Annotated in this window: 10 protein-coding genes; 1 reads left to right on the forward strand and 9 read right to left on the reverse strand. The window is 56.2% G+C overall.

Features of this window, described 5'->3' with window-relative positions; translation table 11 throughout:
* Window positions 1-711 precede the first annotated feature (711 nt).
* Complete coding sequence (locus RHN82_RS15110) at window positions 712-1629, reverse strand: LysR family transcriptional regulator (protein ID WP_023323641.1); 918 nt, start codon at window positions 1627-1629, stop codon at window positions 712-714.
* A gap of 98 nt (window positions 1630-1727) precedes the next feature.
* On the opposite strand from RHN82_RS15110, the gene RHN82_RS15115 reads away from it, so the two are divergent.
* A complete protein-coding gene (locus RHN82_RS15115; protein WP_048982289.1) occupies window positions 1728-2450 on the forward strand; it encodes an SDR family oxidoreductase in 723 nt (240 codons plus the stop codon).
* Between the two features lie 39 nt (window positions 2451-2489).
* Here RHN82_RS15115 and RHN82_RS15120 read toward each other — a convergent pair whose 3' ends face one another.
* The 8 genes from RHN82_RS15120 to RHN82_RS15155 all read right to left on the reverse strand — a co-directional run bounded on the left by RHN82_RS15120 (window position 2490) and on the right by RHN82_RS15155 (window position 14324).
* Entirely contained in the window at window positions 2490-2756 is a 267-nt protein-coding gene (locus RHN82_RS15120; protein WP_224213916.1) for a hypothetical protein, read from the reverse strand.
* A gap of 193 nt (window positions 2757-2949) precedes the next feature.
* Window positions 2950-5148: a glycoside hydrolase family 2 gene (locus tag RHN82_RS15125; protein WP_048982291.1), complete on the reverse strand. Its 2199-nt coding sequence runs from the start codon at window positions 5146-5148 to the stop codon at window positions 2950-2952.
* The gene (locus RHN82_RS15130) at window positions 5117-7825 is read right to left on the reverse strand and encodes a response regulator (RefSeq protein WP_048982292.1); all 2709 of its coding nucleotides are present in this window, start codon (window positions 7823-7825) and stop codon (window positions 5117-5119) included. The genes RHN82_RS15125 and RHN82_RS15130 overlap by 32 nt, the downstream gene beginning before the upstream one ends.
* A 2-nt stretch (window positions 7826-7827) precedes the next feature.
* Window positions 7828-8262 carry a globin gene (locus tag RHN82_RS15135; protein ID WP_048982295.1) on the reverse strand — a complete coding sequence of 145 codons (435 nt, stop codon included), beginning with the start codon at window positions 8260-8262 and terminating at the stop codon, window positions 7828-7830.
* Window positions 8259-9653: a DUF3131 domain-containing protein gene (locus RHN82_RS15140; RefSeq protein WP_049019348.1), complete on the reverse strand. Its 1395-nt coding sequence runs from the start codon at window positions 9651-9653 to the stop codon at window positions 8259-8261. Before RHN82_RS15140 ends, RHN82_RS15135 begins: the two co-directional genes overlap by 4 nt.
* The gene (locus RHN82_RS15145; RefSeq protein ID WP_310398354.1) at window positions 9638-11185 is read right to left on the reverse strand and encodes a DUF3131 domain-containing protein; all 1548 of its coding nucleotides are present in this window, start codon (window positions 11183-11185) and stop codon (window positions 9638-9640) included. Before RHN82_RS15145 ends, RHN82_RS15140 begins: the two co-directional genes overlap by 16 nt.
* On the reverse strand, window positions 11182-12513 hold the full coding sequence (locus RHN82_RS15150; protein ID WP_048981864.1) for a DUF3131 domain-containing protein: 1332 nt from the start codon (window positions 12511-12513) through the stop codon (window positions 11182-11184). The genes RHN82_RS15145 and RHN82_RS15150 overlap by 4 nt, the downstream gene beginning before the upstream one ends.
* A complete protein-coding gene (locus RHN82_RS15155) occupies window positions 12510-14324 on the reverse strand; it encodes a glycosyltransferase (protein ID WP_048981863.1) in 1815 nt (604 codons plus the stop codon). Before RHN82_RS15155 ends, RHN82_RS15150 begins: the two co-directional genes overlap by 4 nt.
* Window positions 14325-14569 lie beyond the last annotated feature (245 nt).

Raw genomic sequence — 14569 nt, forward strand, 5'->3', positions numbered from 1 at the left:
ACATGAGAAACTGTTATTTATTTATATTTTCGTGTTTTATAAGCCTTATTATTTGTGCAGGTATTAATTTATTTTGCTGTAAAAATGATATAGCTATAAATAACTGAATGTGCAAATTAAGTGTCTGTAAACCCTGCACTGTGATTGCAGAGAAAATTAATTGATAGCGTGAATATATTTTGTTGGCTATGCTGGCCGCGCCGCAGTAGCGCTGGCGTACAGGCGATGCGGCTTAGGTAGCGGCAGAAGTGAGAGTTAAATAATACTGAAAACATAGGTTTTAATAATGGTTTAAGCGAGTGTTAATGGCTGCTTAATTGCGATTTAAGTTAGGGTAAATTATCTGCTGTATGATATATCTCAAGGGATCGCATTAATAAAATATATTTTCAGATCGGGTTTATATTCTGCTACGCATAAAAATAAACTGCCGGCTTCACATATTTAATAAATAAAAAGGCCGAAAAAAAGGCCTTTCTGAGGGGGGAGGTTTAGCCGAAAGAGATAATCCCTATTTCAATCAATGCGGCGAGCGTCAGAAGAATAAAGAGGATAACGACTATTGGTCTGTACATTTTAAGGTTCCATCCTTGTGTGAAGTCCTGCCCATCGTGTCCGTTGTCATTTTCCATGGTAATGACGTGCTGTCGTTGATGCTCATCAAAGGGACGCAGCAGATTGAGGAAAATCTGCATTCAGGGTTGGAACCATTCAACGCTGTGTGGGTTGCGTGGCGGGGAGCTGTCGCCACTGGCGGATGTGCTCGATCAGGGCTCTGAGCTTGGGGGCCATATTGTGGCGCTGGGGAAAATAGAGATAAAAACCAGGAAAAGATGGAAGAAACGCATCCAGTAAGGAAACCAGCTGTCCTGATTCAATGTACGGTGTGAAGGTGTCCTCGGTGGCAAAGGTTATGCCACCGCCGGCCAGCGCGAGGCTGAGCATAAGACGCAGATCGTTAGTGGTTATTTGTGGTTCAATTGCCACATCGAAAGGGACGCCTGCTTCCTCAAACTCCCAGCGATAGGGGGCAACGTCCGGGGAAGGGCGCCAGCCGATACACCGATGAGCGACCAGCTCACGGGGATGCGCCGGTGCGCTGTGTGTCGCCAGATAGGAAGGTGAAGCCACCACCCGTTCACGCTGCTGGCCCGTAAGGGGAATCGCGATCATGTCTTTTTCGATAACTTCGCCCAGTCTCACCCCAGCGTCATAGCCCGCTGCCACGATATCGAATTCCTCATCTGACACGAAGACATCAAGCGATACCGCAGGATGCGCTGCCGCAAACGAGGCGAGCAGTGGGCCAGAAAGAAACGCTTCCGCTATTGAGGTGACAGCGATCCTGAGCTGTCCGCGCGGCATGCTGTCCGAGGTGACATCGTCAAAGGCCGCCTCAATGTTGGCGATGGGCCCCAGCAACGATTTATGCAACCGTTCACCCGCTTCGGTGAGCCTTACTGAGCGCGTGGTGCGCATCACCAGCAGGGTCTGAAACCCATCTTCGAGACGTCTTATCCCCTGGCTGACAGCGGAACGGGTGATGCCCAGCCGCCCGGCGGCAGCGCTGAAGCTGCGCTCCTCGGCGACCGCCAGAAAAAGCGGTAACAAATTAAGATCAATTTTCATTGTTTAACATCGCTAACCAGTGAGTCCAGTAAAGGCAGGATACAAGAAACAATGCTGAGACTCTATGATTGCTTTGAACTCAACTGAAGGAGCAAAACATGAACAAAGTGATCTTAATTACCGGTGCCTCCAGCGGTATTGGAGAAGGTATTGCCAGAGAGCTGGGAAAGGCAGGCGCAAAAGTTTTCCTGGGGGCTCGCAGGCTGGAGCGCATCCACGCCCTGGCTGATGAAATCCGCAGCGCAGGAGGAGAGGCAGAGGCTCAGGTATTAGACGTTACCAGCCGCCAGTCGATGGCCGCCTTCGTTGAGGCTGCACTGGAAAAGTGGGGCCGCATTGACGTTCTTATTAACAACGCGGGCATTATGCCTCTGTCTCCGCTTTCGGCTGGCAAGCAGGATGAGTGGGAACGCACCATTGACGTGAATATTAAGGGGGTACTGTGGGGAATTGGCGCGGTTCTGCCGATTATGGAAGCCCAGAACTCGGGGCAGATCATTAATATTGGCTCGATCGGTGCCTTGTCCGTCGTGCCCACGGCCGCCGTTTATTGTGCGACCAAATTTGCGGTCCGGGCCATTTCCGATGGTTTGCGTCAGGAAAGTTCAAACATCCGCGTGACCTGCGTCAACCCCGGAGTGGTGGAAAGCGAACTGGCCTCGACCATTACGCACGAAGAAACCATGGCGGTGATGGATGCGTACCGGGCTATTGCCCTCAAACCGGCCGATATCGCCCGCGCCGTGCGCCACATCATCGAGGCGCCTGAGAGTGTCGATACCACCGAAATCACCATCAGACCTACGGCCTCCGCAAACTAACGTAGCGGGTCAGGCATCAGCCTGACCCGCTTCACTCTCTTACCACGGCTGTTCGGGCGGCATAATAAACAGCTCTGCCACGTTCACATGTTCCGGTTCCTGCAACACGTAAGGAATCGAGTCGGCGACATCATCGGCTTTCAGGAACGTCATCTTCTCCTTCAGCTGTTCCATCTGTGCACGATAATTTTTGTCACTGATATGCTCGAATAATTCACTTTCAACGGCACCCGGCTGAAGCGAGGTGACGCGAATGTTGAACTGAGGCGCCAGCTCCACGGACGGAGGGGTATATGCCGCTGCCAATGGTCGAGGAAGATTTCGCAGCGGGAAAACGGGTTACGCTGAACGTGCAGATGCAGCCCGACGTCGGGACCGGTTTTTCCATGCGGGCAGTGCACCTGGAAGAACCTCCGCCCGGCCTGGCCAGGTGCTGGTTCGTTAACACGCTGAAAGGCTGACATGCCGGGTATCAATAGCATCGTTGGGTAGCCAGCATTCATTGCTCAGGAGGGCTTTCCACTCTCTCATTGCGCTGGTTGGAACCCACGGTGTTACCGGCGCGATCCGAAATCTCATACTCAATGGTAACGTTATGCCTGGTGGTCGGTGTGACGGTGATGTCCTTGATCCTGCTGCCCGAATCGGGGGGAAGCGTGAGGCTTGTATTGCCTTTAGCCAGCACCCGACCATTTTGCTTCACCTGCCACTTCAGACGACACGCCTCACAGGCGGACCAGGTGTCATTGATCGCCCACAGGCGAACCGTAGCTTCGCTTCCCTGACGCCACACCGCCGTCACGGGTTCAATCGACGGCAGAATGGGTTGATAGGCTTTTTGCAGGGCGTAGTAGCCCGCTTTCGGCTTACGCAGATAATCCACGACGCCCCAGTTGATGGAGGGCCAGGTTTCTACAAACATAAAGTGGAAGAGGGCAGTTACCGGCTGGTAGCGCTGCCGACGATAGCTCTCTGCCGCCATTGCCACCAGCTCTGCCTGGTAACGCTGGGTGTTGGCAATCATCTCCTGAATGGTATTGCCCCGCGGAATATTGGCAAATTTAAAGGTCTGGAAGGGCTGGAAGTTATGGTATTTCCAGTGCGTCCAGCCGGGATCGTCGTCGGCGGTGCTTTTCGGCCACATCAGGCGGGCGGGAATGATGGTTTTCAGGGTTGAGAGTCGCGGTAGCGCCTGAGCGCCAAACTCCGTGATGATCGCGGTTTTGGCGGGGCCAAGAAGATCGCGCATGGTGCCAAAGTACCATCCGGCCCAGTAGTGTTCTTCCACCGCAGAAAAACGATGCACTATGCGCGAGGTATCTTGCGAAAGCGCGTCTCCGACGCGTTTCGTCAGCGTCTGGTTCAGGTTTTTATTCCAGTCGGGAAAGCGTTTTTCCATCCACGGTGAATTCCATGGCGGCTCGTTATGACCGCCCCAGACGATAATGGCCGGGGAATTACCAAACTGCTCAACCATCTCGCGGGTCTGTCGCGCGGCATTGTCCGCGAAGGCGTCGCTGTTATTGTAACCCCATTGCAGGGGGACATCCTGCCAGATCATCAGCCCCATTTCGTCAGCCACATCGTAAAGTGCCCGGCCTGCCACATGCGAGTGAACGCGTATCGCGTTGGCGTTCATTGCCTGCACCAGCCTGAAATCGCGGCGATATTTTTTGCGTGTCATGGTGCTAAGCCACGGGGAGCCGATGTAATTACTCCCTTTGATAAACAGGCGTTTGTCATTAAAGAGCCAGCCCTTGTTGTCAGGCTGCTTCACTATCTTGCGTAACCCGGTACGGGCAACTGCGGTATCCATCACTCCTTGCTTATCCGTCAGGGTTGCGCGTACTCGGTACAGGTTTGGCCTGCCATAGCCCACTGGCCACCAGAGCCTGGCGCCTTGCATTGGCAGCGTGACGCGAAGCGATTGCGTCTTTCCGTCCGTTCTCGCAAGGTTTACAGGGAATTCCTGCTTTACAGGCGGGCCCTTAAAATTGTCCGGCGTGGCCGACAGGCGCAGAGTTACGTCACCGGCAGACAACGCCCGGTAGCGGATCTCGGCGTGCAGCGCTGGTTTGCTCAGCCCTTCATGCCAGTCCGGACGCAGTATTACCTCGTCGATGGTCACTCCGCGGCTCAAATGTAGCTTTACCGGCGACCAGATCCCCCCGGAGTTGGCATCCTGGCCGTCCTCTGACCAGGCCCCGCCAGGGCGGGTATCGTGCTGGTTAAGTACGCCTTTAACCATCGTTTTATGCAGCGGCCAGATTGTTTTCGGATCTTCCCAGGGACTGTCCACCCGCACGGCGAGCTTATTGTGTCGCTGCAAAGCATCGCTTATGTCTACCGAGAAGCGCTGAAAATACCCCTCGTGATGGGCAAGATGCCTGCCGTTGAGCGTGACGTCGGCAAAATAGTCCACGCCATCAAAGACCAGGGTGGCCATGGTATCGGGCGCGCGCCTGGGCAGGGTAAATTCGTGCCGATACCAGAGGGCACCCTGATGATCGTATCCGGCGCTGTACCAGTTGGCCGGAACCGCAATCGATCGCCAGTCGCGGTCAGGCGCGCTGGCGCCATCAAAGGTGCTGAGGTTGGCGTCATGCACGCGCCACATTCCGGCCAGTGACCAGGTGACGGGCTGGCTGGCCTGGGCCAGCAGAGGGCTAATTGCCAGCAGCAGAAGAAGCCTGATCATCTTTAACCTCCTGTGCTCTGCGGCGCAGCCAGGCCGCAGAGCGTCTGGCCTCCTCGATAAGCTCGCCATGTAAAACGCTCAGCCCCGTCTGGTTCAGCGAGACCGCCTGACTCTCCAATTGCTGGAGCACTTCTGAAAGACGAATGAAACCGAGGGTGACGGCTTCGCCGCGAAGCTTATGAGCTGCCCGCCGCAGGGCATCGCGGTCATTATGCGCAATGTTCAGCGCCATGGCTGCCACCGCCTCGTCAAGACCGTTGCCGAACAGCGCCAGCAATTCATTAACCAGTTCAGGATCGTCCGCGCACAGTTTTAACAGCTGTGCCTCATCCGGCAGACCCTTATCTTCTCCGGCGAGAACATGGGCTATCTCCTCCCTGAGCGCCTCCTGACTTACCGGCTTGGCAATATAGCCGTCGAAGCCCATTGCCAGACAGCGCGCCTTGTCACCCTGCATGGCATGGGCGGTCATCGCGATGGCGGGCTGGTGGCTACGCCCCCGCGTCAGTGTCTCCTCACGAAGCAGGCGAATGGCCGTTTCACCGTCCATTTCTGGCATTTGCAAGTCAACCAACATCAAATCCCAGGACTGTTCACGCCAGCGTTCGAGGGCCTCCCGGCCATTGGATACCACTTCGCAACGGTGGCCGAGCTGCTCCAGCAGGCGTCTGGCGACTTTCTGATTCACCAGGTTGTCCTCGGCCAGAAGAATGTGAAGTCCGCCCTGCGCCGGTACAGGCGAGGTGACGGGAGAGGGAGAAAGAGAAGGGGGCGATGCCAGATGTGGAGCGGGTGCCAGGACGCTGGCTATGGTTTGATAGAGTTCACGTTGGGCAACCGGCTTATGCAAATAGTGGGCAACCCCGATGCGCTTGAGCATATTGGCATCGAAATGGCGGCTCATGGAACTGAGCATAATGATGTGGCTTTGCTCGGCCTGCGGCATAACAGAGAGCTCAATGGCCAGCGATACACCGTCCATATCCGGCATCTGGGCATCCAGCAGGATCAGCGGCCAGTATCCCCTTTTTGCGGTCAGGCTTAACGCTTCCCCGGCGTTGTTAACACAGGTCGGTGTCAGACCCATCTGGCGAAGCATGGTGTCCAGCAGCCGCAGGTTGGTACTGTTGTCGTCTACCACCAGTACCGATTCGCCGTTAAAGCGTGCTACAGGAGCATCGGTTGCTGAGACAGCCAACTGACCTTCCAGTGGCAACGTAAAAGCAAATTCGCTGCCTTCACCCGGCTCGCTCTGAACCGTTAGCTCTCCGCCCATAAGACTTACCAGGCGGGCAGAAATGGTCAGCCCAAGGCCAGTACCGCCGTAGCGGCGGGTGGTAGAGCTATCGGCCTGGCTGAACGCCTCGAAAATGGCTTTTTGTTTCTCCATCGGGATGCCAATGCCGCTGTCGCGTATGCGAAAACGCCAGTGCCCTTCACTTTCTGTAGGCTCTATTGCCAGCATAACCTCACCGTGATGGGTGAACTTCAGCGCGTTGCCCAGGAGATTAGTCAGAATTTGACGTAGTCGGGGACCATCAACGATGAGCACTTCCGGCACCCCCGGAGCGATATCCACCAGCAGTTCAATGCCTTTTTCGCTGGCGGAGGGCATATGCGGGCGGATGAGCGACTGCACAAAGGGGCGGATTTCCAGCGGCTCTGTATCGACGGTCATCTTACCTGACTCAATGCGTGAGAAATCGAGAATGTCATTGATGATATGCAGCAGTGACTGCGCTGAACTCATCACCAGAGAAAGATATTCACGCTGTTCGGGGGTGAGCTGTGTATCGAGGCAGAGCTGAGTCATGCCCAGAATGCCGTTCATCGGGGTGCGAATTTCGTGGCTCATGTTGGCGAGAAATGCACTCTTCGCCTCGTTGGCCTCCCGGGCCACTTTCGCCGCTTCAATGGCTAACAACTCGGCCTCTTTGCGGCGGGTGATGTCCTGTAGGGTGCCGATCACCCGTTCGGCCTGCTGCTGCATACTGAGGGTGACCACCTGTCCCGAAACCAGCATCCAGCGCCAGCCCTGCGTCGCGTGTTGCACGCGAATCTCACTTTCAAACACCGGCATGTGCTCCTGCCTGGAGGCGATCATCGCGTTGCGCAGGACGGCACGATCCTCTTCATGGACCAGATTCAGTAAAAAGCGCAGCGGGTAGTGCAGTTGCGTACGCGACTGACCCACCATCGCCAGCAACGTATCGTTCACCTCCAGGCTGTCGTGAGAGACCTGCCAGTTCCAGATGCCGATCTGAATGGACTCTGCGGTCAGTAAAAAATCATCGTGCAGCTGCTGGCGCGAGCGCTGGGCGTCGTCAAGCTCGGTAATATCGGTATGCAGGCTGAGAATGCCGCCATCGGCGAGACGCTGATGCTGCACGTAGAGCCGTCGGTTTCCCGACTGCCGCACCTCTCGATGGCTTGACTGACGGCAGTTGCGAACGATCGCTTCACGCAGGGTCCGGCGGCGGGTGGAGTCGATGTTATAACCCGCATCAATAAATTTCTCCGCCAGGCTCTCGAGTGAAGCGCCGGCGATCAGCCAGGGGGCGATCACCGGGTAAAAGCGCGATATCTGGTCATTCCAGGCCAGCAGATGCTCGGCGGGATCGTAAATCATCACCCCCACAGGCAGCGCGTTGAGATCGAAACGGGATGTGGCTCGCATGGTTACTCACCTCTGGCCTTATAGTGCAGCTCCGCCTGGCGGCGCAGATACTCCAGCCCGGGGGCAATTGCCATCGCCCAGGCTGTGAGGATCTCTTCATCGCAAAGTGGATCGCAGGTGCGCACGGTCCTGAGCATTGCCTCCCGCCAGAGGCCGAAAAATCGCGGTGGCAGGCCTAGTCCTTCATCACTCTGCTCCCGCGCCAGGCGTTCCAGAAAATCGGGTACAAACAGCGCACCGTCAACGGCAAGCATGGCGAAAAAACTCTTGAAGATCGTCTGCTGGCCATCTCCGCCCTGGTCCCGGGCAAAGTGCTGTTCTGTCTCCGGTGACATATGGACAAACGTTTCCCAGAACGTTTCAAAAAAGTGCCGTTTATCATTCTCCGGCAGGACGCGGTTCAGGCTGGCGTCAAAGAGATCGCGATAAAATTTCATGGTGCGGCCCTCAAGGCACGTTCGCCGGGCAGGCAGAGGCCGGGCGGATTGAAAGGATCCGACGTGCGGCGGGCAAAATAGCCATCATTCTTAACAAGGCCGTTTTCAAACAGCGGTCCGGCGTTGTGTTTGTACAGCAGCGCTTCCAGCACCATGGCGTTCGTCGAGAGGGTTAGCGTCGGGTTGATATCGCCGGTGGCCTCAACGCGGCCCTCAAACCAGCCCTGTTGCGGGTTATTCAGGTGTCGGGTTATAGCCATCAGGGCATCGGTATATTCGTTTTCCCACAGCGTCCAGAGCATGAAGACCGCTTTGGTGGTCACCTGTGCCAGCCGGGGATAGCTTTTACCGTCATCGCCCAACGTATTCCAGGCGTAACCATTCCCCCAGACGGTGTCCTCGACGTGCCATGGCGCCTGAGAGAGGTAAAAATCGGCGCGTGCGGTGAGTATGCCGTCGTGCTCCCAGCGCGTTTTTTGGCTGAGCCATACTCCTTCGGCCCGGGCGCGCAGCCTTTTTTGAATATCGACGGCCACTCCGGGGGCCTGCCAGCCAAACTCCAGACCCGGGAGCATCGCGGGGAGGGTGGAGAGCAGCGATGGCTGCCAGGTTGTTCTTGGATCGCGCGCGTCAACGGCGAGGCTGCGCTGATACATGATGACGTTCTGGGAAGGCGGGTAAAATGCCTTGCCCGCCGGGAATCCCCACAGCCGAAACGCGCTGGCGGCATATTCGCTTTCACCCAGCCGCAGTTCGTCGCGTACCAACAGCTGTTCGTTCTGCTCGGACGCAGACCACAGCTCCCCGTCTTTATCCACCACCGGACAAAAATTCCAGCGCAGGATGATTTTTTCCAGATATTCGCGGTACTCAGGTGCTCGCTCGGCAGTGAGACGCAGGGCTAGCATCAGCCGCGCCATATCTTTCGCCGACCATCCGCGCTGCGCCGGTTTTCCTGTGAAATCGATGGGCGTGGCCGTACGGCTGGAATAGAGTCTGCCTGGCGTGCGGGTTTCGGTCAGCGTAAGGCGATTGAGTGTTCCGAGCAGGCGCGTCAGCCGTGCATCAAACTCGGCCGCCTGGATCAGACCCAGCTCGCGGGCTGCCAGCAGGGCGATAAGCGTATCGCCCATTTGCCACAGCGTAACGCGTGGCTGTTTATCGCTACCGTTGACCAGCCCTGTCTGAGGTTGGGTGTTATTCTCAAAATAGCGCCAGGCGATACCCGCCCACTCCCGCTCCTGTGGGGTCAGGCTACTGATGCGAGCGGTGGTGTGCCAGCCGCCTTTGGTCAGCCAGCGCCACCCTGCGCTTTCGCAGCTGAACAGGGCGAAGGCGATAATAAGAATGAGGACGGCGGCAGCCAGCCAGCGGGCTAAGGTCTTAAGCATTGTGCGGTCACCGGCGGCAGTTTCACAGGCTCGTCCGTATTACAGGTAGCACATTGACAGGCCTGGCAAGCGGGTTTGGTGCGCAGAGTGGTCCCGGTTTGTTCACACCATGTCTTCACTGCGGGCGTACTGTTCAGGAATGGACGGTTGCGCGAGGCATTATTAGGCTCAAAGAGATCCACCAGCTTTTTTTCCCACAGGGAAGGGGCAAAGTGGGGATCTTCGGGATTATCGCTGTTGAACTGCAACAGCTTGCCCTCTTTTTTGAACAGCAATGCTTCAAGCATGATGCCGTTGTTATTGGCCGTGAATTCTTTGATGGGGCCGTCGCCGTTTTCGTACAGCCCTTCATAGTAGCCTTTGCCCGCCTCGTTGGCGTTTTCAATGGCGTCCAGCAGGCGGTCGGTATAAGGCGAATTCCAGAGAACCCACATCCCGAGCGCCGCTTTCAGAGAGACGGCGGCCGTATTGGGAACGTACACGCCTTTATCGGTGATGGTGTTCCAGTTGAAGCCGTCGCTAAAGACGGTGTCGTAGACGAAGTAGGGTGACTGATCGAGTTGATGCTCAGAGCGAGCAGATAAAATACCGGTGATGGCGTAGCGATTCTCCTGAGCCTGGTAAACCCTGTCGGCGAAGTTTTTCATCCACGGATGGGTGTAGTCACGCGGGCTGTTTTCCCTGTCCGTCGGTTTGTCGAAACCAAATTCGAGGCCGTAAAGCACATAGGATTCGGTTACGACGTAATTATGCTGGCTGGTAAGGCGCGGATCGCGCGAGTCATAAGGCACCATTACGCAGTAGATCTCAGCCAGCTCGTAGGGCTGAGGCTGGCTGGCCTGACAGGTGCCAAAGCCCCACAGCGCAAAGCCCGCTGCACCATACTCTTCGTAGCCCAGCCGCCCCTCCTGCACGTACTTTGGCTGGCCATTTTCCAGGTAGGCTCCGTACATCATTCCACAGGGGTTGATGACGTTGGTGAAGTTCCATCCCAGCAGCACGTTATCAATGCTGTTGCTATATTCCGGATAGCGCTCCTTAATGACCTTCAGCCAGATCAACATCCTGCCGATGTCCAGCGCCGAGAAGCCAATCTCGCCAGGTTTGTTCTGGTAGTTAACCTTCTGACCTGTGATGGTGTTATAGGCTTTATTGGGCAGTTCGTTGCGGAATAAATCCAGTTTGTTCAGGGTAGCGAGTAATTTCAGCATTCTGCGATCGAACTCAGCTTTATCAATAATCCCCAGCTCCCTTGCGGCCGTCATCGCGGCCATATAAGAGGCGCTGTCCCACATGGTGGTTGAGGGGTATTTATTAACGGCATTTACCAGGCCGGTTGTGGGCTGATAGTTAGCAACGAAATATTGCCAGGCGTTTTTGGCAATAGCCATCTCGCGAGGCGTGAGTTCGCCGCTACGCGGTGGGTAATCAGAAGCGGGAAGTCCAGCCGCTGCCTGTGCCGCAGAGAGTGAGAGCCAGCACGCCACAAGCCCGGCCAGAAGAGGAAAAAAGAGTATTGATTGCAGCTTCATGGCTTCGCTCCTGCTGAAGAGGTTTGGGGAGTGGCGGGGCCAGAGCAGGCCAGACAAAGCATCTGACCGTGGGCAATGTACGCCAGGCTTTCGAGGACGACCGCATTGGTATCGGCATCAACGATCTCGTTCACGCTGCTGTTGAGGTTAAGCCCGCGCTGCCAGCCCTTGCCCGGTACCTGTAGCTTTTGCACCTGCTGGCGCAGCGCTTCGCTCCAGCCGTTGCGGAACAGGGCGTACCAGGCAAAGGCGGTGCGGGTCGAGGTCATCGCCGTTTGCTCCGGCGTGGCGTCAAGCAGAGCGCTATTTTGCAGCGGCTGGCGATTGGGCAGATCGTTGACGTAATCCGGCGCGGGCTCGGCGTAATCGGTGCTGATTGGTGGCTTGCGGACCCGCAGGCCGTGTCGGCGCTGCTGGATCTGCATGATGCGCCATGTGATTTCTGCGCTCTGCGCATCAAAACCCAGCTCAAGCCCCGTTAATAAATAGGGAAGGCTGATAAGCGAAGGTTGGCGACCCCACGGCGTGCGCAGCCCCTCGTCAGGCACCATTATTCCGTCGATGTCGATCATCTGCTGCCCTTCTGGTGGATTCGTCACTGCCAGTCCCGCCGCGCTGTCGATCAGCCGAAGCGTATGGCTTGCATAAAGACGATAGCCGAAGCTGTTTCTCGGCTCGTCCGTCGCCAGCGTCCAATGGTGGAGCGGGACCGCGGCCTGGCTGGTGGTGTTATTGGCAATCAGGGCGCCCATCTTCCAGCGATCGAGCAGATTGCGTACGGCGCCAGCGTGCTGAGGATAACGCCACAGCAGCGTTTGCAGGGCGTTAAGCAGGCGGCCCATGCCGATAGCCGAGGCGTCCGGTTTGCCCAGGGTCTCCAGCGTGTCGGCATGGTAATAGGCGGCGGGCAGCCCTTGAGGATTGAGTGGAAGGCTTGCGAGGGCCGCCAGTGCGGCCGCGATGCGTTCATCAAACTCCTCGGAAGTAAGAACGTTGAGCTGCCTGGCGGCTGCAACCGCGAAAAGGTAGCTGCCGGTGCTCCACAGGCTGAGCCAGGGTTCGCCATCGTGCGCGTTGGCCAGGCCATTCGGCTGCGTGTTGTTCACATAATATTGCCAGGCCACCCGCGCCCAGATGGCTTCTTCGAATGTCAGTTCACGCGGAGCGGGCAAGGGTGGGAAATCGTTACTCAGCGATATCCCTGCGCTGCTCTCAACGCGTGTCGGCATCTGTTTTTCAACCCAGACGACAATAGCGAATCCCAGCAGAAAGCCGAGCAGAATGGTGAGGTAGCTGCGGGCAGACAAAAGCGCGTCGCGTTTTCTCATTCGCTCACCTCTTCTTCAGCCGGAGTCCACATGGCGGCGAAGATCAGCGGCAGCATGGCGGCAATGTTGACTGCACCCCAGAAGATATTGATAACGTAGCCGGACGGATCGTCAACCTGCCCACGTACAACCTGAATACCGCCCCAAATCAGCCCCGCCAGCGTGAGCACGACGATGGCGATTTGCGGTTTCACCAGGTATAGAAACCGTCCCGTCTGCCTCTCTTTGGGAGTGACGTGGAATTTGATCTGCTCTCCGCGCAGGACTGTGTTGAGCGCGCGCAAATTCATGGAGAAGAATGAGAGATACGAGGCTCTGCCATCCCAGGCTGATATTCCCCAGGTGCCGAACATAAACGCCAGCTCCGAAACAATAAAAAAGGGCAAAAAATGAAGATAAAAGGGTTCAGACCAGGCTGATACAGGCGGAATGCCGGTAAACAGGTAAACAATGGGCGATATCAGGAAAACAGTGTTCCATACGCAGGCCAGATAGGACCAGAAGGTGGTGGCGTACATCAGCGTTTGCGGCAAAGAGAGCTTAAAACGGCGGCGGCTGAAAATATTGTCATGGAACAGAATATCCAGTGAACCCGCGGCATATTTGAAGCGCTGGATCATCCACGTCAGCATATCCTGCGGTGAGAGCATTTTCGATTCGATCCGCGGGTGCATTACCGAGCGCCAGCGGCGGGCGGCATCGCCGTGGAGCAGGATGGAGGTATAAATATCTTCTGAGACGTGAAATTTATAGGGCGTGAGTTCCGTGTCGAAGGCCACGTGGGGACGCATGGCGTCCTGAAGGGTTTCACGCATGACGGGATCGCGAATGTCCCGCGTGTGGCGATCGATCTCTTCTTCTATCGTCCAGACGTAGCTGCGCAGCGCTGCCTGCATTACCGCTTCGCGCCTGTGTATAGAGGCCGCACCGCAGCAGAAGGCGGCGTTGGCCCAGTTTCGCCGTCGCAGAATGACGTCATAAAACATGCGCGGATCGTTAAAAAAGGGATCGCGGCCGATGGTCATTGGCCCGATGAACTTCTGGGCGAGCCATCCGAGCCCGTATCCCGTTTTGCCTGCTTTTCGCCCAAGCCAGCGCGCGAGGTTTTCCCCCTCCGGCAGGTCGAAGAACCACTGCGGTGTCTGAACCCAGGCTACGTCAGGGTCACGAAAGTAGCCCAGCGTGTGGCTGAGCAGAGTGGGGAAGACCCGGGTATCGGCATCGCAAATGATCAGGAAATCACCGTCGGTTTGCTCAAGTCCGTTTCGCAAGTTACCGGCCTTAAAGCCAATATTGGTCTGGCGGGAGATGTAGTTTGCGCCTTCCTGATCGCAGACGGCTTTCATCTCCGGACGCCGGCCATCATCGAGCACGTGCACCTTGTAGTCCAGCGGGCCGGGGTAATCCATCTTCATGGCGTCCCGAATTGAAAGCCTGACCAGCTCAACATCTTCTGAATAGGTTGCGATAAAAAGATCGACCTTGATGGGTCTTGAGGCTTCCGCGTCTTCGGAGCGCAGGCAATCATTGATCTCAATTGGGGGCGGATTTTGCGGCGGATCGTCTTCTTTCCACAGGTTTATGGTGAATAGCACTGTGCCGATCCAGGCCAGGGTTTCAGCCAGCACCAATGGAATGGCATACCACAGCGCGTCGGTATTTAAGGAAGCTGTCCAGCGCCAGTAAATATAATTAGCGCCTAAAATCAGCGAGGCAACCGCCAATACCTGCCATGTTAACATGACCCATCGCGGTGTCTTAAGCGGTTCAGGCGGCTGGCGATGTTCAAAACGGGTAAAATAAAAATCCATAGAGAAGGATATCCTGTTTCCACGATAGTTATTAATAACAGACCCGTTACTGACAGGGAGCGCAAAACGGAATCTATGGTCACTCCCGTTTTTGCAACACCGATTTTGACGACAAGTTGGCTTGCTTGAATCTATCCGGCGTCTGAATGGGATTTTATTCCCGCGCCTTGATGAGTTCCGCGCCTGATGAACCTCCAGAAAATATACGGCTTCAATGAGCCTTTCCGTTTTACAGGTTCCTCAAC

This window comes from Enterobacter cloacae complex sp. EB5 (assembly GCF_031432835.1).
GTDB classification, from domain to species: Bacteria; Pseudomonadota; Gammaproteobacteria; order Enterobacterales; family Enterobacteriaceae; genus Enterobacter; species Enterobacter hormaechei_C.

Bases quoted from the DNA above. Each gene is read 5' to 3' on its own strand.
- RHN82_RS15130 (WP_048982292.1), bottom strand. From the start codon at position 7,825: ATGCGAGCCACATCCCGTTTCGATCTCAACGCGCTGCCTGTGGGGGTG.
- RHN82_RS15150 (WP_048981864.1), bottom strand. From the start codon at position 12,513: ATGAGAAAACGCGACGCGCTTTTGTCTGCCCGCAGCTACCTCACCATT.
- RHN82_RS15145 (WP_310398354.1), bottom strand. From the start codon at position 11,185: ATGAAGCTGCAATCAATACTCTTTTTTCCTCTTCTGGCCGGGCTTGTG.
- RHN82_RS15125 (WP_048982291.1), bottom strand. From the start codon at position 5,148: ATGATCAGGCTTCTTCTGCTGCTGGCAATTAGCCCTCTGCTGGCCCAG.
- RHN82_RS15110 (WP_023323641.1), bottom strand. From the start codon at position 1,629: ATGAAAATTGATCTTAATTTGTTACCGCTTTTTCTGGCGGTCGCCGAG.
- RHN82_RS15115 (WP_048982289.1), top strand. From the start codon at position 1,728: ATGAACAAAGTGATCTTAATTACCGGTGCCTCCAGCGGTATTGGAGAA.
- RHN82_RS15135 (WP_048982295.1), bottom strand. From the start codon at position 8,262: ATGAAATTTTATCGCGATCTCTTTGACGCCAGCCTGAACCGCGTCCTG.
- RHN82_RS15140 (WP_049019348.1), bottom strand. From the start codon at position 9,653: ATGCTTAAGACCTTAGCCCGCTGGCTGGCTGCCGCCGTCCTCATTCTT.
- RHN82_RS15155 (WP_048981863.1), bottom strand. From the start codon at position 14,324: ATGGATTTTTATTTTACCCGTTTTGAACATCGCCAGCCGCCTGAACCG.